Source organism: Amycolatopsis sp. w19 (assembly GCF_051373225.1).
Taxonomy (GTDB): domain Bacteria; phylum Actinomycetota; class Actinomycetes; order Mycobacteriales; family Pseudonocardiaceae; genus Amycolatopsis; species Amycolatopsis japonica.
The window spans coordinates 47,092-68,104 of sequence record NZ_JBPQFM010000002.1 but is presented as its reverse complement, the minus strand read 5'-3'; the positions used below and the strand labels follow the sequence as shown (position 1 = coordinate 68,104).

At 62.6% G+C, this 21,013-nt stretch carries 7 protein-coding genes; all 7 read right to left on the bottom strand.

Annotated elements, in window-relative coordinates; all coding sequences use genetic code 11:
• Positions 1-323: 323 nt before the first annotated feature.
• Positions 324-2,267 carry a DNA/RNA helicase domain-containing protein gene (locus ACSMFO_RS04870; RefSeq protein ID WP_436457118.1) on the bottom strand — a complete coding sequence of 648 codons (1,944 nt, stop codon included), beginning with the start codon at positions 2,265-2,267 and terminating at the stop codon, positions 324-326.
• Between the two features lie 599 nt (positions 2,268-2,866).
• Complete coding sequence (locus ACSMFO_RS04865) at positions 2,867-4,969, bottom strand: DEAD/DEAH box helicase (protein WP_436457117.1); 2,103 nt, start codon at positions 4,967-4,969, stop codon at positions 2,867-2,869.
• A complete protein-coding gene (gene brxD / locus ACSMFO_RS04860; RefSeq protein ID WP_436457116.1) occupies positions 4,966-6,291 on the bottom strand; it encodes a BREX system ATP-binding protein BrxD in 1,326 nt (441 codons plus the stop codon). Before brxD ends, ACSMFO_RS04865 begins: the two co-directional genes overlap by 4 nt.
• Positions 6,288-8,990, bottom strand: coding sequence for a BREX-2 system phosphatase PglZ (pglZ, locus tag ACSMFO_RS04855; protein ID WP_436457115.1), 2,703 nt, complete (start codon positions 8,988-8,990; stop codon positions 6,288-6,290). The genes brxD and pglZ overlap by 4 nt, the downstream gene beginning before the upstream one ends.
• Positions 8,990-12,811, bottom strand: a complete 3,822-nt coding sequence (locus ACSMFO_RS04850; protein WP_436457114.1) for a PglY protein — start codon at positions 12,809-12,811, stop codon at positions 8,990-8,992. The genes pglZ and ACSMFO_RS04850 overlap by 1 nt, the downstream gene beginning before the upstream one ends.
• Positions 12,808-16,473, bottom strand: coding sequence for a BREX-2 system adenine-specific DNA-methyltransferase PglX (gene pglX, locus ACSMFO_RS04845; protein WP_436457113.1), 3,666 nt, complete (start codon positions 16,471-16,473; stop codon positions 12,808-12,810). The genes ACSMFO_RS04850 and pglX overlap by 4 nt, the downstream gene beginning before the upstream one ends.
• On the bottom strand, positions 16,470-20,906 hold the full coding sequence (gene pglW, locus ACSMFO_RS04840) for a BREX system serine/threonine kinase PglW (RefSeq protein ID WP_436457112.1): 4,437 nt from the start codon (positions 20,904-20,906) through the stop codon (positions 16,470-16,472). The genes pglX and pglW overlap by 4 nt, the downstream gene beginning before the upstream one ends.
• Positions 20,907-21,013: the final 107 nt, after the last annotated feature.

The following is a 21,013-nucleotide window of genomic DNA, read 5'->3' as shown; positions in this document are numbered from 1 at the left end:
ATCGCTCACCTCTGACACGGACGAACTGATATCTCACCGCGCTACCGCGGCGAACGCAAGGTCACCACTAATCCGCAGTACGGTCATCGATCTCATGACGCATGCAACGAAAGGTTTTGCTTTTGGTTCACTGTTCAACTGGATAGGTCGCCGTACGCCGCCGCGGGCGGCGGTACTCAAGTGCGCCCGCCGGGGACGATTTGGAATTGACGCGGGCACCATCGTCAAGGATCGGGAGCGTCCGTTGCCGCTTCATTGCTCGCCACTCTTCATCTCAACGGGCTTTCGACGACACAAGTACACATTCCGTATGGTTCTGTCTGTCACAGTTTCTCAACGCCGAGGTCGGCGAAGAGCCCTCTTGTGGCCGGGTCGACCGAGTAGAGCACGGTACCGCGGATCGAACGGTTCATGAGCACCCCGTACGCGTTTCGGATCGCGCGTGCGAGGTCATCGTCCGTACGGATCCTGCTGGCCTTGCTCAGCACGTGCTCGCGGTGAACTTCCCAGCCATCGCCGTTCCAGGTGAGATCGGGCCCCATGATCACGCCACCCCACTCGTACTCGAGGCCTTGCGCGGTGTGGACGCAGCCGATCTGTCCGAATCCACCGGATTCGGTGGCCCAGTACCTTCGTTTCGGCACTCCGGGTGTGTTGTGCTGGTCGCCGGCGTTCCACGGGCGTGCCCAACCTGGTTCCGGGTTAACCTCCGGGTCAGTTCCGCTCCGGTCCTCCCACTTCCAGCAGATGCCGGCGCACATCCGAGCGGTTCTTCCTGCATTCTCCTTTTCTCGGAGGAACCGTTCCATGACAGCGGCTTTGTCGGAGTAGAAGAGCTGGAACGGTTCAGGGTCGTCCTCGCCATCGGGCTTCCATGGCAGCGGGTCGCCGGCGAGCAAATGCCGAACCCATGTGTCGTAGGTCGTACTGCCGACAGCGCGGAGCACGCGATCCAGAGTGATCGGCACGATCTCCACGCCAAGTTGCTGGAGCTCGTCGATGAGTGCCTCTGGTGACCAGACCTCGTCCAAAAACAAGCGCTGATCACCGTCTATGAAAAATACCGGAACCTTCGCCCGAGTCACGATCACCGATACCGACGACTCGCCGGGCCTCATGGAGTACGAGCCCTTCATTGGTCGCTCTGTCAGCCGGTGTGCCTCATCGCAGAGAATTAGGTCTAGTTCGTCTGACTTGGTGTTGTCGGCGATATTGTTCAGCGTGGTGAAAGCGTTGCGCCGCCCTTCGGAGGCACGTTTGAACGTCTCACGTGACGCGACTCCGCCGGATACGTAACGGGCCTTGCGCCCGGCGCTGAGCGACTGGCCGAGCAGGGTGAGCCCAACCAGGGATTTCCCGCTGCCGGCGCGGCCGCTGATGACGAATGCCTTTTTTGCTCCAGCGCTCGACGTCTCAGCAAGCGCCTCAGTCACTCTCTTCACCGCAGTCAGCTGATTTTCCACGAGGCTGAATCGAGTGTGGCCATTCACGATCGCCCCGACATCTGGCTCGATCAGGGAAGAGGAGCGCTGCTGTTCAAGTAGGCCTTCGGTTGCTTTTGCGCCCGATTCGCTGCTGAAATTTCCCTTGAGAAACTCCTCGAGCTCGGCTGGAAATCGCGCCGTGAACGTTGGCACCCCGGGGTGCGGGTAAACATTCTTGACCCATTGGGAATCTTGATTCTTGAGGTTGTGTAGATATGACGCGCCGACAAGGTTTACGTAGCGGTCATCGAAGATGCTGTGGTGTGTTTTGAGCGCCAGCATGTTCTCGTAAACCTGTACCGCCGGATGTTTCTTGTGCTTTCCGTAGTCATCTACGTACACTTTTCCGAGAGTGCACTTATCGCATATGAATAAGTTTCCTGCTCGGCGACAGGCTGCGCATAGACCGTGAGGAACCTCAGGCTTCGGGCGTTCGACCTTGCTCCATTGCTTCAATTCAATGACCGCGTAGCTCGGGTGGCCGTCCGGGTGAAAGCCCGCTAAGACGACGTCGATAGGATTCATTTCCGGGGTGACACGGTACTCTATGAACATCCAGACCTGGTCGAGGCCGAGGCGATCCAGCACGGAAGCCAGCCAGTATACGCTTTCCCGCCATGACGTCACTTCCCCTGTGCCGGGTGCTTTTCCGTCGGGATGTGCTTCAATGTAAAATTTCTCGATCATTGGAATCAGTCTGCCGCTGTCCTGGCGGAACTCGCGGGCCGACCAATAGGCTTCTACCGGCTTCCACTTGTTCTTTACTGATTTGCTTTGAGTCATTCCACCAGGATTTCTCGAAGATTTCGTAATGCTCGGCAGTCCGTCGTCCGGTCGTCCGAGACGCAATGCTCGGCGAGAACGGCCAGCCGGGTGCAAGCAGGTTCGGCCTCTATGAACAGGGGGCCATGGCTCAGTTACGGATAGTCAGGATCTCGTCACGTCTCGCGTCCCTCGGGCGATCGAAGTTGCCTGCCTGGAAGTCTAGACAACTTCCACACGATCAGGTGAAGAACAAGGACTTCCGCCACGGGATGACGTGCTTGGTTCGTGATGGCTCACTCTGACTCGAGGGTCGAGCAGGCTGCATTGCTACTGAGAGTAAACGGTGCGACACTGATTGCGCATAGGAGAAGAGGGTTGTCTGCAGCAGGGGGCTAGGTGATCCTGCGGAGAGTCACGCTGGATCCTGCAATGCGCAGTTTTACCCGGCCGGCCGCGAATGTGCGCTCACAGCGTTGATGAGCGAGGAGTTACTTACCTTGGCCTGTGGTGACCATGAGACCTGTAGTCAGGTACTTGATCAATGCGGTGAGGATTCGGCGGAACTTGAGAGCCAGTACACGCAGTCCGGTTGGGGGGTTCTGTGCGCGCGTGATCAGTCACTGGCCCCGCACGACAAACCGGGCCTGTTCTCGCAGCACCGTCGATGCGGCGTCGAGGTCGGCCGATCGAGCGGAGAGAGTCGCGATGGCTAAGCGCGCTGGCAGCGCCTCATTGAACTTCAAACCGGCCAAAGCGCGTTCGTCGACTTCGGGAAGACTGAGATGAGTCGGAGCGTCTGAGATGCCGGCCCGCCACATTGCGGACGTGAGATCAGTCCGGAGGCGAATGGACACGTCGTCAAACCGTTGCTTCTCGTCTGTAAGTCCCGCCAGCGTCGCTGCCAGCGTCGCGTTGGCTCGGTAGCCGGCCCAAGTCCACCATCGAATGTCCATGCCGTTGCGTGAGATGACCGTGCCGGCAGGGTGGGCTGTCAGCCCGTGCTCATCACGTGTTTCGGCGAGTACTCGCCGTGCGCGCTGGGTCAGTTCAACGGACGGGTCTTCTCCGAGTAGCACGTCTCGCACGGAGCGGGACAACGCGAAGCCGGCGCCACCAGAACCTGGGGTGTGCCACCTGGCCCGACCACCGCTGTCCGCTGCTTCGACGAAGCAGCGTTTGCGCTTCCAATCGATCCAGGTCACACGCCAGCTGCGTCCGGCCAAAAGCAGGAGCCGCGGTCCCTCGATTCTATCGGTGAGCAGCGATGGGTCGGTCTGCCCGATCTCCTGCCTGCCCGCGAGCACAGTGAACTGAGGTGGCGCGGTGAACACAGCCATCATGTCCATGAAGTGTCGGCGGCCGAAGCGCTGTTCAGCTTGGGGCCCGATAAAGAAAAGCTCCCCGTCGCGTTCGATGAACCCTTCGTCGACGAGGTAGCGCATGATCGGACCGCTGCCTTGATCGAAGGGAGCGAGGTTGTTCCACTCCTGATGCCAGAGTTTTCTGCCGATCTTGTTCTCCTGCAAACAAACCGCCAGTACTTGCTGTGCGACAATGTGGCGCGGTTCCGGCGGGGCCGTCACTGGTTCGATGTAACCGTTGCCCCACAGTCGAAGCAGGCCCGCGGCCCAGAGCAATTGCCACTCGTCGAGTGCGAGGAACAGGCAATTGCGCGAGGTTCCGGCACGGCGACCTGTGCGGCCTAGCCGCTGCAGGAATGATGACACCGTGCGCGGTGCGTTGATCTGGATCACGCGATCCAGATCGCCGACGTCGATGCCCAACTCCAGCGTGGAGGTGGACACGATGACGCAGTCTCGCGCCTCGGCGAATGCCTGTTCTGCTCTGAGGCGTTCGTCCTTAGAGAGCGACGCATGGGAGAGGAACGTGGTCACACCACGAGAGCGCAGTGCGGCTCCGAGCTGCTCCACCAACGCACGCGAATCACAGAAGACGAGGCGCTTTTCGCCACGGTGTAACGCCGTGATGACGGTGGCTGCGTTGTCCACCGAGCCGACGTAGTCAAGTTCGATATCGCCCGGTGGAGGTGTGGTCGTGACGGCCAGATCGGGTGCGATCACGACTGCGGGTCGTCTGCCTCGACTCGAGCCCTGCAGCCACTCCAGTAACTCAGCGGGATTGCCCACCGTTGCCGAGAGGCCAACACGCTGAAGTGGGTGTCCTGCGATGCGAGTGAGTCGTTCCAGGACCGCGAGGAGATGCCAGCCTCGATCGTCACCGGCGAACGCGTGCACTTCGTCTACCACCACTGCGCGAAGTCCGGAGAAGAGTTCATGGTGATCGACGTTGGCGCTCACCAGCATGGACTCGAGTGATTCCGGCGTGGTCAGCAAGATATCCGGCGGCTCTCGCAGGATTCGACGTCGACTGCCTGCGACAACATCGCCGTGCCACACGGCCACGCTACGCCCGAGCCATGCAGCATAGGTCTCTAGCCGGGGGAGGAGGTTGTTCAAAAGTGCCTTGAGTGGGCAGACGTACAAGACTGACAGACCGTGCCACTGCTGCTCCTCCATCGCAGTGAGCAGCGGAAAACAAGCCGATTCGGTTTTGCCGCCTGCCGTTGGGGCCAAACACAGCGCGTCACTGCCCTCGATCAGGGGGGCCACTGCGTCGCGTTGAAGTGGACGGAGTGATCGCCAGCCGAGGCTGTTGACCAAGTGATGTGCAATCACCGGATGCAACCGGTCGACGCTCATGGGAGATCCAGTTCGATGTCGTCCGCGCTCGACGCTGCCGCGTTTCGTTCCACGTCGTTGAGTTCACTGTCTGTGAGTGTCAACGCATAGTGCTTGCGGGGATCGAAGCTCGTGTGATCGTCGACGCGATCCAGCACGTCCGCCACCAGCTTGCGGAGGAACACTCGAGGCGCAACACCGACGTTTCCACCGAGACCGCCGGTGATGGCGGTAGCGAGCTCGGCGATGTACGCATCATCGACGACTGAGGAGATCCGTGCAGGGTCTCGCGCTACCCCGCTGTAGAGGTCGCGCACCTTGCGGCCTAGTTCACTCAGCCGGTCGAGATCGAAACCGAGTAGCCTCAGCTGCACCGCTCGCGGCGAGTCGAATCGCGGGTCGGTGGTGAAATCAGTGGCCAAACGCTGCGCGAGTGGCGGTAGTCGCTGCACTCCCTGCTGGCCGTCGTAAAAGGCCGGGGTCCCGGTGATGATCAAAAAGAGGCCAGGGAAACGCCCGGCATCGATCTCGTCCAGAAGCTGACGCAGCGCGTTGAGTCCCTTCTCTCGAACGTCGCCGCGCACCCGTTGCAGGGTCTCGATCTCGTCGAGTACTACCAGTAGGCCCGGGTGACCACAGTCCTTCAAAACGGTCAACAAGCCCTGCAGGAATCCGAGTGCGGCGTAATGATCAAGTTCGCCGCGCACTCCTGCGCTGCGCCGCGCCGCAGCCGCGACCGAACGTTGGCCGCCGAGCCACGCGATGAGTGCTTCCGAAGTCGCGGCATCACCGGCCAACTGAGCGTGTCGATACCCGCGCAGGGCGGCTGAGAATGCCGGCGTCGTTCTCGCCACTTCGGTAAGACGCTGTTCCATCAGCACATCGACGGCGGTCGCGAGAGCACCGGAATCGGACGCTTCTACCGCACCGGCGTCCAGAACCTCTTCTTCGAGCGTATAGAACCACGAATCGACGATCGGACGTAAGGCGCTGGGTTGATGAGTCGCGGTGCTCAGGCGTTCTGTCAATCGGCGGTAGACCGTCTCAAGCCGGTGTAGCGGAGTCTCAGTCTCCGATATCTGGATTTCCGATACGGCCAGGCCCGCGCGCTTTGCCCGTTCGGCGAGCCAGCGGGCGAAGAAGGTCTTACCGGATCCGTAGTCGCCGCGTACTGCATGAAAGGCTGCGCCACCGCGGGCGACCGTGGCCAGGTCGTCGTCGCTGGAAAGGGTGAAGCGGTCCAGCCCGACAGCCAGGAGATCCAGCCCAGATTGCGGGACAGTGCCTCGGCGTAGTGCGTCGATGACGGCACGACGTCGCGCTTCGCTGACTGGCCCGGTCATGCTGATCCGATCTTGAACTGGACTCGAAGAAGCTCGAGATTGAGCCTAAGGTTCTGGCCACCGTCCACAACGGACAAGACTGGGTACCCCTCGACATTGAGCAGACGTTGCAAAATGGTGGCAAAGCCTTCGGGACTGCGTCCAGCTCGACCGCCCGCCGCGGCCGCGGCGGTGAGAGAAATCGTGTTGTCCGCAGCAACGAGCGCGTCGATCACAGCCGCGATGTCTGATTTGTTCGGCGGCTTGCGGACGAACGCGCGCTGTGCCGTGTACAAGTCAGTTTCGACTACGAGGGCTCCGAGACTCTTCGGTGTTTCCACCTCTATCTCGAACAATGGCGCAGCGCTCGCAGGCTTTGGCTTGGTCGTAGCCTTACGGCTCGGTGCCTGACTGATCGCCGCCTCTTCGGTGCGCCGCTGCGCCCACCATAGCGGCGCGGTCGACTCGGGTGGCAGCACCGACCATCCCTTCGGCAAGAGCTCGGCGGAGGGGAGGAGAACAAGTACCGGAACCGTCATCTCGGCTAGCGACGCACCCCCATGGTACCCAGACTTCCTTGGTGTGTAACGGATGCCTGCATCCCAAGGGGTGACCACGCACCCATTCCCGTAGAGCACTCGCGGGCCTGCAAGTTCGACCTCGCCAGGCCCGGCCATGCCCGTGCGCCAGCGGGCGGACTCGACACCTTCAGCAGACAACGGCCCTTCACCTGAAGCCGAACGTTCCAGGACATGCCCGTGGTCGGACACCAGCACGACTGGACGGCGATAGCTGCGCGCCGCGTCCAGCAACTCGGGCAGGTAGGTGATGTCGGCCGGCCGCCAACCGATTCGATCGCCTTCACGTCCGTGATCGAGCGCATCATCGATGGTATTGAGAACAACTCCCACCACCACGTCTTCGGCGAGGGCGGCGATCAAAGGTTCGGACAAGCGGTGCCCGGCTTGACCTGCAATCTCGCCCTTGTGGAACAGTGCGCCGTCACGGTGATGTTTACGCCAAAGCGAAGCGAAACCGTCCTTCTCGGTGGCTTGATCGCCTGTCGTCAAACCGCCGGTCAGCAGGCTGGCTCGGCTCGCGCGCGTCACGGACGGGATCGCTGCGACCGCTGCGGACCGCCGGCCTGCCTTCGGAGATGCTTCTGTCCAGGTGCGTCCGGCAAGCTGTTCAGCGAGTTCAACGGCTATAGCGCTGCTCATGCCGTCCAGCACGATGATCAGCGGAGCCTGCCCCGTCAGTAGGGGCTTAGCCATCGTGTCCAACACATCTTCGATCAGCAGGCAGCCGCTCGGTGCTTGGGTGGTCGCGCCCTTTGTCCACAAGCTCAGTCGCTGGGCAAAGGTCTCGTCGAGCGAGTCTCGTCGGGCAACGCCGGCTTCATAGACCATCCGGTATGCCTGGCTGATAATGAGGTCTGCCGACGAGTCGCCGAGCCAGAGCGTGCTCAGCGCGCGATCGACCCAGCCCCATTCGGCAAACTGTGCGTCGATGGCTGAGGCGACGGAATCCACAGCCGGTACGGGACCGGCCAGCCAGCGCTGTACCCGGACGGCCATTTCGGCTGCCAATAGGCGCTCGGGGTAAAGCCGGGCAAGCGCGTGCCCTCTTACCGAAACGAGGGCCGCTTCGGCTGCCGCCACTGACCGAACCGTGGGTGCTCCGGACAAGGCAGTGGCCAGTGATCGCAGCCGGGCCTGCAGCCCGGTCGGGACGAACCGGTTCTCCGTCAACGCCTCAGCCAGTTCCGTCCCGGCAGCGAGATCATCGGCACGCTGGACGAGATCGACTATCCGGCTTCGAGCTTGCCCCACCGACGGTCCAGAGTTCTCGGCTTCGGCAACCCATCGCTCCAAGGTTCCTTCGACCGCCTCGATAAATGCTCGTCGCTGCGCTCCGGAAAATTGCGGACCGCCCAGGAGCGCACCGAACGCGACTGCTGAATCCGCCGAGGCCGTCGGTCCGGTTGTCACCGTGCCGATGACCCCCAGCGCCATGGCGTCGGCTGCTCGCCCGATCCTCGCGAGTCCGAGTACCACGGTCGCTGCGCCGCCGATCACGTCACCGAGCCAATTCGTGAGCCCGGCCTGCTCCGCAGTGGAGAGCTCGGCGAACCGTTCGGGGCCACCTGCCCGTTGGGACCAGGCCAGCAGCCCATCCATATCGAGGGTACCTTCGCTGAGTTCGTCACCACCCAGCCGCGATCCGATCAGAGCACGGACCGCCGCATCTCTCGTAAGCACGGAGCCGCTGCGCCGCCAACCGCTGGTCGGCTCTGCGTCCAGTAAGGCATCGACCAGCCATGGTTCCCGTCGGATACGCGGATCGATATCGGCCGCGCCGAACCGCTGTTTGACGATTTCCGCTCGATCGACACTGCGAATGCCGCGGCGCAGTGCATATGCGCGCAAGTCCCAACCCAGGTGCGCGTCATCGACCGCGGTTGTCACCACGAGAACATCGTCGCTGGATGGGAGTTTCTTCCGATGGTCCTGCCATGCCTCGGCGATGCCCAACACGGACGGTTGGTCTGTGACGTGGATACGACGCGTCGTGCCCGCGAGATTGAGGTTGAACTCCGCGGGAGACAAGGCGTCGTATCGGCCGTGCACGAGCACCAGCCGCCGCTCTGGCGCAGAGGGCAACTCCGACTGCAGTAAGGCCTCGATGACACGCCGGTTGAGCTCGGGGGCAGCTGCCATCAGCTGTTCTCCTCGTCGGCGTGCACGACGTGCCAGGTGATCTCGATTTCCATGCCTGGGTGATGCTCAGCGTAGCCTGCGATCTCCCCCTGGACCTCGCTGATGATCCTGGCGAGTTCAGCCTCTACTGCGCTCGCCCGGACCCTGTGCGATCGCGGACGAACGCCAAGCGGTGCTGGTGTCTCTGGCCGACCGGATACAGGAGGCGAACCCTGTTGGGGCAAGTTGATGTCCGAAGCAGAAGTCGCACGCTCGGGTTCGACACTCGCGGGAGACGCGGGCGCAGGGTCCGCTGCTCGTACCAGTCGCCCCGCCTCACTGATCAACGCCACCGCTCGCTCACGAATCCCGTCCAGCACGGGTGCGAGCTGGACACTGAACTCGTCGTCGCTCGCGGCGCTGGTCACCTCCCTGATCAACCGCTCCGCCCGGTCACCGAGTGCTGCGTGCCCGGTGAACCCACGGACGGATTCCAAGAGTGACCAGTCGACCGCTTCGAGCGCGCGGAGCACCTGCGGCGCGGAGGAGATCGCGGTACTGAGTACCTGCTCACTCACCGCGTAGGTCGCCGCAGCCAGTTCCCTGACGAGCGGAGTGGCGTCGTGAGTGCGGGAAAGCCGCGCGAGCAGATCGGCGGCATCTCGTGCGCTTCGTTGCCGAGAACTCGGTGTGGCGGGGTCGGTGCCCAACGCGGAGGCGTGCTTGTCCAGGGATCGCCACACGCCGTTGACCGCGGGCTCCGCTTCGGTGACCTTGCGCAGCACGTCGGTCACCAACCTGTTCACGTTGCGTGCGAAGAGGACGTCAGGCACATGCACGCCGAACAGCTTCGCAGCTCGCTCGCGTGCTGCCGCGAATTCTGTCTCCGTGGGTAGTTCCTGGGCCCGCAACGCGTACCCGGTGCTGATCTTGTCCAGTTCGGGTACTTCCGGCAGGGGCGACCCGTGGTACATCCATGCCCGGTCGGATAGCAGGGCGTAGGTGGCGATGATCAGGTTACTGACCAGCTTGTCGAGTCCGGTATAGCCAAGCTCACCGATCCATCGCCGAATGTCTTCCGCGCTGAAGTCTCCAGTGACGCCCTGCTGAGCAGCGTACTGTTCGATCCGTCTGCGCCACTCGGTGGAGAGGTTGAGCGGACCGTCGCTGACCTCACCCAGCTCCAGGGGATGCACGATCCGTTTCACGAGTGTGAGCTGGTTACGGTCGACAACGACACGGCGCTGGCCGTCTTCCATGGCCTTGGTGATCCAGCTGAGTACCGTCCGCAACTCGCCGCTGGTGATCGCTTTGCGGCTGCCGGCTGGATCGAAGTTCGGGTGGTTCGGGTACACCTTGTTGAACAGGCCATCTGCCAGGTGAAGGGCGTTGTAATCAAAGCTCGCGCCACCAGCGAGCTGCGGGGTATGCCCGGGGAACAGCGACAGCACGTGCCCCTCGTCGCCGACCTGTGCACCGACTGTGGAATCGTCGGCCCGGGAAATGCCGTAGAGCTGCTGCAGCGCCGCGGCCAGCTGGGACGTGAGGTTCGCGCGTTGGGCTTGGAGTTGGTTCTGTACCCGGATGCGGTCGTCCGCAGGAAGGTTCGCGGCGTAGTCCTGCAGCCGATCGCGCTCGAGGAGATGCGTGATCTTGAGGAGCCGGCCGAGCTGCGACGACTTCTGACTTGACAGGAAGTGCGGCAACCAGACGATGGTTGCCGCTTCGAGCCCGTCGCGGCGCAACTTGGAGACCCGGGCCGCGTCCTCGCGTGGAGTACGTTCGTGGCCATCGAACGGGTAGTCCAGGATGAACCTGATCCGGCCCGGCACGCCCGGCGTGAACTGAAGGTCCGGTAGATCGTCACCATCACGGACATTCGCGAAGACGAACTCGGCGGTGCGGCGGGTCCCCTTCCACACGATCTCGCGCTCGCACACGAAGTCGCCGGTGTCGCGAACGCCCAGCGCGGACCACAGCTGATTCTTGACCCAGATTCGGCGGGCACCCAGGGAGTCCTGCTCACCGACAAGGTCCAGCAGTGGCTCAATGTCCAAATCGGACAGATGCAGGGTGAACACCGGGTCTTCGTCACCGTCGGACCTCAGCTCGCCGAACTCGGCCTGAAGTTCCCGCAGCCTGCTGACCACCATCGAACCTGCCGCGACCGTCCTCGACCGAATCGAGCCGTGGTTCAGCGCTGCCAGCCTATTACCGTTGAGCCGGGCCAGCGCGGGCACATTAGGCGCGAGCGCGGCCAGCAGCAGCGTCTTGACGAATCGATCGTCGGCGATGAACCGCGGATCGCTGTCGCTACCGTACTTCTCCGAGAGGTGCGCGTGCACCTTGACATGGAATCGTTGTGCGGCTTCTGCTTCTCGGCGTAGCCGGTCCGTGAAGGCTTCGCCCGTGCCGTCTGCCAGCACGTCCCAGAGGTCGCCCAGAGGAATGAGCTGACCCAGCTTCATGTCCGCGCGGCGTCGGTACAGCATCTCCTGCAGGAGTTTGAGACCAGTGCGTTCGCGTTGCAGCGCTCCGGACAGTGCCACGAGTACGTTCAGCAGCGCAGGGGAGAGCGGGTAAACGTCGCGGAAGTCGGCCCAGGTGGCACCGGTCGCACCCGCGGAGTCGAGAAGTACGTCCTTGTCTGCGGCTTTGACCGACGAGATCCCGGCAAAGGCCTCGTCCAATGCGGCGGCGCCGTCAGGGGGGATGGGTTTGAGCACGCGCTCCTTGATGATCGCAGGAAGGTTGCGATCTTCGAGGCTGACCACGTCGAACCGGCCGGCGAGGTACTCCACATGCGCTTCGAGGTTCTTCACGTCAGCGCCGGTGACGTCGTCGCCGATCAACTTGGACAGGTCACGCTGACGGGAGATGAAGGAGACCATCGGAAGAGCCCGCTGGCCTTCACCGGATTCGATCAGCTTGACGAGCTTGCTGACCTGGTTGTCCAGGAACTTCTGGTCGGACATGTGCGCCTGAAGCCACAGAATCAGCTCGTCAAGGAACAGGATCAACCCGTCGTAGCCGAGCTGTTTGGCGTGCCTGCTGATGACCGCGAGTCCGTCTTCCAGCGGGATGAACGCTTCTGCGTCCCCGCTGGCGCCACGGACGTAGGACGACATCGGACCGGTCAGCAGTGCAGACACGAGTGCGTCGCGTACGCGGTCGCCGGCGGGTGCGGTGAATGCCTGATCCAACTCGGCCGTCGTCCAGCCGGCGGCCCCGATCTCTTCGGTGATCTCGAGATCGTCGATGTCATCGTCGGTGCTCGACGGACTGCCAGTACCCAGCCATTCGGAGAACTTGGCGTCGTTATCGAGGAACTCGCGCTGGCGCCGTGCATCCGCCAACATGGCGTCGGCACGGTAGACTGGGGGAGTGGCTTGTCCAGGGTGGAGCTTGCGGATGGTGGAGACGTACCCGCCGAGCAGCGCCGAGTCGATGTCTGTCGCTCCGACCAGGTGATACGGCACCATCAGGAATTTCTTGCCGCGCAACCAGCTGTCATGGTCCGCGATCACTGACTGCAGCCCAGGCTTGGCCCGAGCGGCAGGGTCGTTGTTCAAGATCGCGTGGAGAACGGTCAGGAAGTGACTCTTACCGGATCCGAACGAACCGTGCAGGTAGGCGGCGTGCGGGGTGTTGTCACGGACCGCCGCCTGAACGATCGACAGCGACTTGCCGAATGCCTGCCGCAGCTGATCGGTGACCACGTACTCATCGAGCCGTGCCGCAGTCTCGGTGAACCCACCGGACAGCTCGACCTTGAAGTCGCCCGCGTGCACCGACTCGGGAAGCTGGATGACGTCCCGAAGGTACTTTTCGGTCGTGCTCACTGCTGATCATCCTTCGTCGTGACTCGTCGGCTGCGCTTGCCGGCGACGGGGCGCCAAGCGCGGAGGTCGTCCTCGGTCAATTGTTGCTTGGCTCGTTGGTCTTCGAGGAACGTCTGATACTCCTCGGCAGGCGTCCCGCCCCAAGCGTCGTCGTATTCGCTGTGCCACTGGTGCACCCAAGGCATCAGCTCGCGTAGTCCGGCCAGCAGCGGCGTCAGCTTGTCCGTGCCCCAGCCTGCCTGCTCGACACGGTCGTTCACGATGTTGACCAGCGCCTGTGCCTGGTCCTTGTGATCCCAGCCTGCCCAGCCGAGTAGCAAGGTGGGGTCCGCGTCCGGATTGGCGTCCGGGTAGGAGATGAACCGTTCCTTGGGCACGTCGAGCTTGCCGCGCTGGGACCAGTAACTGGTCTTGCGGAAGTCAGGGTTGCCGTACTTCGGCGGCACGGGGATGTCCAGCCGTGCGCCGGTTCGGTCCTCCTCGCGCTGCATCTCCCAGACGCGCTCCCACTGCTCGCGCTTGCGCAGGCCGCTGTCCTTGTAGCGCATGGCGGCGAGGTAGGGGACGTGCTGATCGGCGACGACTTGCTCGAGCACCTGCGCCAGGGTGAGGTCGCGTTTGCCGAGGTGGTCGGCGGCGTAGAGCTGGGCGACGCTGTTCATGTCGGCGTCGTCGCGGAACTGATCAGCTAGCTGGCTGACGGTGAGCGTTCGGGGCTGCTTCATTCCGTCGCGGAGTGTGAACCACATGTCTGTGGTCTCGCAGCGGTCGAGGAGCCAGGTGCGGAGCGCATCGGCTTCCTTCTTCTCCCAGGGCTCTGTGGCCCAGCGGCGTTTGCACTCCGGGCGCTCGATGAGCGCGATGTCCTTGCGCTTCTCGATGATGTCGATTCGTGCTTGGACGATCTGCTGGTACCACTCTGGCCAGTGACTCGGGATCTCAGTAATCGGCGTCGAGTTGTGGCGAGCAAACCACTGTCTGATTGCTTCATCCTCGGCCGCTTTGCTAGCCATCGCGATTTCGAAAGCCCGCTCACCGAGCTTAATCTCGGGCACATCGCATGCCCCGGACGCAGTGAGTTGAGCGACTTCGATGTCGCTAAGTAGTCCGTATGAACCGTAAACTTGCCAGTCGAGCTCTTCCTGGTTCGCGATCATGCGCCCGCGGATGCCCTCATGTTCCGATCGTGCCAGGTTTAGTCGATCGCGGGTAGGTGGCACTGAAGCTGCTACGGTCGACGGCTCACGTGACGCGAGTTCCTTTGCGAGGTTATCCAGCGTACTGCCCAGTGTGAGTGGAAGTTCGGCAGGTAGAGGGAACTCCTGAAGCTTCGTGCCTGTAAATTCAAAGAAGCTTTCCCAGGCGAATCGGCCAGTCGAACGCTCCCCTCCTCGATTTCCTTTGTCTTGGCTAACTTGCTTCAGCCAGAAGCATGCGGTGGACGAGTTGAGTGTGCCAAGCAATGCCAGGTGATCTTCCTCTGAAGAGCCTGCGGGAAGCGTAATTACAGGTGCAGAACGAATAAATACGCCGCCGCCTCGAGATAGGGAAAAATGATTATGTGTTGACACGAACGCAAATGATAGCAAGAGTGGTGACCAGTATCGCGTTGGAGAGAAGCTGGAGTACTCAAACCATGTGAGGCCCTGTTCTTCCTGAGTGCCAGATAGGGCTTTACGCATATTCAATAATGTGCGATTGGGCCACATTAGCCGTTCTGCCGCTACGTCAATGCTAGCCGATTTGCTATCGTCGTCGTATGGGAAAATGGTGTGATCTGCGCTAGTGATAGCCCAGTCGCGAACGGCTGTTCCGGCGAATAGTGGTCGAATGTTTCCGGCGGAAATGCGGTGTCGCCGCGCGGTTCGGAGTCCGATGGCGTATGCATCATCTTCCCGAGTTACTGCGCAGAAGCCTGTGCTTGCGACTTGTTTTCCGAGTGAGTCGGTAGCACCTTTTTCCAAGCTGGCGACCAAGTCGCTGGCGCCGCCGCCGCTAAGCGACCACGGGAACCGGGCAAACCACTGACGGTCAACGTCGGCCGACGTTACCCAATCGGATTCGCTGCCCGGAGTTGCTACCTGCTTCGTGATGGCAGACCAAACATTTGCTGTCGATGGATTCTTGGGCTCCGAGGGTTCACCTCGTACTCCAAGAACTGCGCGAATTGGATCCCCGTGCGTGTTGAGGTAGTTTCTGCCAATCAAGATGACCGTCGGCGTGCCATGTCCTGGAATGTGGGCACCAGAAGTGTCGATGATATGCGTCAAGCATGGCGAATGTAGGAGATCTGCTCCGCCGAAGAAGTTTTCGATCAGTCGTTTGCCGAATTCACGCTTCATAAAAGAGTTAGCGGTTATTTGCCCGACGTAGCCTGCGCTTGTCGCGCCTTCGGAACTGCGAACGGCTAGATCGAAGAGGCGCTGCGCGAAGGGTACTGATAATGCCCACTGGCCAGAGCACGCATCATATCGAGATTTATAGTTCAGATTTTCCTGCTTGTCTTTTACTGTGATGTACGGCGGATTTCCGACGACGACGTGATACGACGAGCGGCCGAGTAGGTTGCAGGATGAAATATAGTTGTGAACGTCTTCAGTGCGATATGCGTGCGCTTCTTGTTCTGCGAACAGATCAATCTGCTTCCCCGCTGTCCCCTTTCCATGCATCAGAGAATCGCCCACGGCTAAATTGAGTGGGAAATCATTCGTTCGATCCAGGCGCGCAGCACCTGCCGCTTGTGTTGCTGCTACCAACATTCGGAACCGTGCGATAGACACCGCGAACGGGTTCTTGTCGCATCCGTGCACCGAGTCTAACGAGCGCCGGATCAGCTCCCAGTCATCGGTTCCTGGCTCTGCTAATCGCCACTTTGTCAACAGGCGACGAAAGATCCCGAGCAAGAAGTGACCTGACCCACATGCAGGGTCGATGGTGCGCAGGCCATCGAGTCCGAACTCCTCGACGGCCGGCTCAAAGGTTAAGTCGAGGACGAACTCCTCCACGAATTCAGGTGTCTGCAGCAGTGCGAATGTCTTGCGTGCGTGTTCTGACAGATCCTGGTATAGGTCCCCAAGGAAGCGGGTGTCCGACCCTGTGAAGTCGTACCGGATCTCGCCATCGTCACCTCGCCGACGCCAGAACACCAACAAAGCGGTCGCAGCCTCGAACGAAGGCATGATTTCCCACAGCGGGTTGTGCTTCTTGTCAAACAAGCCCGCTACGGTCGGATTAGTCCCGGCCAAGTGGTTGAACGCCTCCACGATCCAGTCCCGGTCGTTCAGCTCAGGATGCTCGCGGAAGAACTTCTCGTGCCGTTCCTCAGCATCGATCAGCTTCTCGCCTGGCCCGGCGATGAACGGCCACTCGATCAGGTCGTTGTCCTCGCAGTACCGGACGAACACCGTACCCAACACCCATGCTGCAGCAACCTGCGTGACCCGGTCGTCCCGCCAGGCTTCATAAGTCGCGGCGATCCGCTTCGCGGCGAAAGCTTCTTCGTACTCCGTGCGCAGGGCAGTCGCGGACTCCTCGACTTCCTCGCTACGGGCGCGCAGGTCGTCCTCCAGCAGAGTGACTTGCTTGCGCAGGTCCTTGACGAGCTCTGCCAGGTCGAAATTTTGGGCGGCCACTGCCGTCCCCTTTCCGTGTCGATCGTTCATGCCGCGCTCTCGGGTTCACCGCGCAGCTTCGCCAAAAACTCGCCAGTCAGTACGACGCGTTCGGACTCGGTGAGGATCTCGACTGTCTTGCCGTCGATTTGAGGGGCGCCCACAGCGGAGTCCGCTGGGCAGAGCAGCCACAGTCCATGTGGTGTGGTGGAGGGCAGGCGAGCCGCGTTTTGCAGACGAGCGAGCAGCGCTTGGCCACCTGCATCGTAGTAGCGGCCGAACATCCCGGCGTTGTACAGAAAAAGGACCGTTGAGCCGTCGCTACCGAGTGAGTCGAGCTGCTGTTCGACCCGAGTCCAGGTGTCACGGACGTAGACGGAGAGCCCGCGGGACATCTGCCCGGTGGCGTCGAACCTGGCGTCGATGGTGAGCACCTTCTGCCAGTCTTGCGAGCGCTCGGCCGCAAGCGCACGGAACTCTTGGAGGAACAGACCGTTGAGGTCTACCGGGCGCACAGTGTTCTGAGCCGAGATCACGTCCGCGGCGCCGGGCAAGTGGCGCCCTCGCAAGGTCAACGCCAGGAAACCACCACGCTCGACGGCGGACGCGAGCTTGCGGGTCAGGACGTCCTGCGGGTCGAGACCGGCTACAGCCGTACGGTTGTGCGTACTGAGCGATGTACTCGACGAAGTGACGACCCGGGAGACCTCCAAGGCAGGCGGCAGGAACCGCTTCTTGGTGGTGTCGTACTCCAACGGCACGCCCGCTGCCTTCAGCGCTTCCTCGATCTGGACGTACGTCGGCTGCTTACCGGGCAACAGCTCAGGGAACCGAGCACGGACCTTTGCCAGCAGGTCGTCCACCGTGATGCCGGTGTCGCGGCGCACGCCCGCTGCCGCCTGGGAGATGCGGAACGCTCGGGTCAGGTCCAGTTCACGGGGGTATACCTCGAGCCGAGGTGATGCTGCCGCGTCTTGCGAGACTGCTGCGGCGAGTTCGACAAGCCGTGTGTCCGCCATCGGTGAGAGACCGGCCGGCGGTGTGATGGCCCGTAGTTCACGGATGACCACGCCGCGGCCAGGCAGCGGTTCGAGCTTCGCCAGCTCATCGGCTTTCCGGCCGAGTTCGAGTGCATAGTCGGCGAGTTCCGGAGCGCTCGGGTCGTCGGTGCCGGGCAGGGATTCGGCCACGATGAGAACGCGGTGTCCACGTCGAAGAACGGCGAGGCGCGGATCGCTTTCATCATCCTCTGCCTTGAGCCCTGTCCAGATCTCCGTTTCCACTGCAGCTCGGACAGCTGCGAGCGCGCGGGCGACGGCCTGCTCAGGTGTGCTCGCCGGAGCGCCACGGCGAGCCCGGACAGCAGCCGCCAGCTCGGACGCGGTCATCACGCGGCCTGCCGAGCAGACCGCATCCACCAGCTCATCGCGAAGCGGACGCATCCACAGCTGTCCTGCCCACTCCGCGGCGGCGGCCTGCTGATGACGCGAGACCGATGCCTGCGTAATAGCCAGCTTCTTCGCCACCTCGGACTGAGTGGGCCAGATGTCCAGCTGGTCCGAGACGTCGCCGTTGTCGCTGGGTAAACCCAGAGTCAGTCGGATCGTGTCGGACTTCTTCGACCCTTTCCGCCCAGGCTTGGGTGTGAGCAGTGCAGCCAGGTCGTCGACTGAGAACGGAGCACCGGAGGCTACCTCATCGGCGCTGTCTGCCGACTTCTTTGCAGCCTGGGACCCGGTCTGCAGGAGCGTGGCGCTCCACTGCTTGTGGCGCCGATTCAGTTCTTTGCGGGCGAGGGCGCCGGCACCGCGGGCCTTCGCGATCTTGTGCAGCGGTACACCCAGCAGTTCGCCTACGGTCGTCGCTTCGAATCCACGCGCGACCGCCACCGCGCGAGGTGAGAGTCCAGCGGCCTCCAGCGCGGTGTCCAGCTTCGCCGCCGCGGCGTGCGCGTCCCGCATCTCCGCCAGCGACTCGGCCTCGAGACCGACGGTTGCCGGGGTGGTCACCGGCGTGTCGGCGTCCGCGGAGGTGAACACCGCTCGCCAGGCGTCCTCCATCTGCCGGAACGTGTCGAACCGATGGTCCACGTCGCGGTGGAAGGCTCTCAAGAAGAACTTGGTCAGGCCGTCCCGCAACGCCGGTTCGAACAATTCCGCCGCGATGGTCGGCGTCTCGTCCGTGGTCGTTCGCGGGTCGGTCATGCCGTCGCCCCAGATCGGCCGGACCGCTGAGGCCATCTCGTGCAGCGTGACGGCAGCGGCGTAGCGCTCGGCGTGGTCGTCGAACGAGGGACGACGCACTGTCCCGAGCAACGGGTCGAGGTAGCCGCGGGTACCGGCTTTGATGTCCCGCTCGGACACGTTGGCGAGCGAGAAGTCGAACAGCATGAGCTGCTTGACCCGGTCAGCTCGTTGGAAGACACCGAAGTTGTCCGGTTTCAGGTCGCGGTGTCGCACCCCCTTGGCGGCCAGCTGATCCAGCGCTGTCAGCAGGTCATTGCCGAAGCGCTCCAGCTCGTGGTATGTCAGTTGCCCCTCAGCGCGCAGCCGCGCACCGAGGGTGCGTCCGGCAAGATCCTCCCCGCCTGCATACTCGAGTTCGAGGACCGTCCGTCCACCGAGGATGCGGGGTTCGGCCAGCAGTCGTATCACCACGCCGCCACCGACCAGCGCGAGCGCGCCGGCCTCGGCGTGGAGCCGCTCTGCTTTGTCCTCGTCGAGCGCGATCTTGAAGACCTTGCGTTCCTGATGTGGTTCGCCGTGCTCGTCTTCGACTGTCCTGGCCACCAGCAGTGCGCGCGCTGTGGCGCCGGTGCCCAGCACCCGCTCGACACTCCAGTCGCCGTCGAGGACTTGCCCGGGCATCGCGGTCAACGGGTCGATACTCGGCGTGGCGATCTCGGGAGCGGGGGAGTCCTGCTCAACCCGATCGAGGCCGTCGAGGAACGCGTCCGCTGAATCCAGCCTGTCGGCGACGTCGGTGCGGGTGGCGTGGAAGATCAGCTCATCGAGTGCGTCGGAGACCGAGTCTGATACGGCGTAGGGATGCAGCCCCCGTTCCGCGGTCAACCGCTCGATCAAGCCGGTCCGGCGCGTGGCCGGAGGCTGGCCGGTGATGATGAGGTAGGACAACGATCCCAGGCCGAAGACGTCGAGATCCACTGGATCGGCGAACGGGGTGTCGAACTCCGGCGCCAGGTAGACTTCCGCGGCGTCCCCGACGTGCTCTCCGGGTAGTGAGGTGTTGCCGATCGACGACATGCCAGTGGTGTCGAAGTCCCGTGCGGCAGCCTGCCAGTCGATGATCCGCAACACCGGCGACGACCCGTCGTCCTTGGCTGTGACGTAGATGGAGCGAGCCGCGAGCGTGCGGTGGTAAAGCGACCTGCTGTGCGCATAGCGGACGGCCTCAGCCAGTTGCCGCACCAGATCAAGACGGATTTCCGGGCTCAGCGCTTCCCCGTAGACCGCGAGGTAGGAGTCCAATCGGACATCCGCCGCACGGTGACGGAAGAGGATCGCAGGACCGCCTTGGTGGTTGCCGATCTGTACTGCCTGCGCAATGCCGCGATGGGTGATGCCCTGGAGCACCTGGTACTCGCGGCGCGCGGCGCGCTCCACGGACTGCCGCTGTTCTTCGGTGGCTTGCTGCGAAGTGAGGTAGATCCGGACGCGCCCCTCTTCGAGCACCAGGCCCTTGCGTGAGGCGAGCCGATCCTCCCAAGTGGATCCCGCGTCGAGCGGATCCGATTGCAACGTCCAATCGTCACCGAACCGCAGGTGAGCCGTCGACACGCCCAGGCCGATCTTGGCCAGTAGCTTGGGCAGCTGTCGAGAGAACTCCGGCGTGACTCGCTGCGACTCGCGCTGCGGCGGTCGGGAGAGCAGATCTCGCCAGATCCAGGGCAGACCTGTCGAGTTGTCGTCGCGGCTGTAGACCCTCGTGCTCTGGACATCGTCTAGTGCGGACTGCAGGTCCGGAGCCGACAAGAACACCGCCGGCTCGACCCGCGGGACTCGCTGACTGATACCGAGCTGCTTGGCCGCCCAATCCAGCCTGCTTTTGAGCTCTTTCGACTTCAGATCGGTCAGATGCAGGGGATTGCGCAGGGTTCGGACTCGGTGTGTTCCAGGCGAACCGAAGCTCCAGGTCTCGCCGTTGTTGACGACGTTGCCCGGATGTCCTTTGAGTTCGACGAGGTAGAGGCCGCCCGGGACCGCGATCAGGAGATCGCATTCGTTGATCCGGCTGGAGGCTGCGGTGAAGGAGAAGGTCGCCCACGCTCGGTATGGCTCGGCACGCGGCATCAGCTTCCGGATGTGGTCGAGGCCGTCCTGCTCCCACGGATATTGGGAGGGGCGTTCCTGGAACCACCGCTGCTGAGCGGGGGGTGGTGTTGGCTTCGGAGTCGGCCTCCCAGACGTCTGTGACACCGACACCTGTCCTCTCTCGTGGCTCTCTGTAACCTGCCGAATCGCCATGCTACTGGTCGAGCGAACCCATGTCCGACATTGCGGTCACCCGCATTTTGGACGGTCGTTTCAATCGTCCAGCTGGGGATCGTCGACCTGCTCCTGGCCGGTGAAGG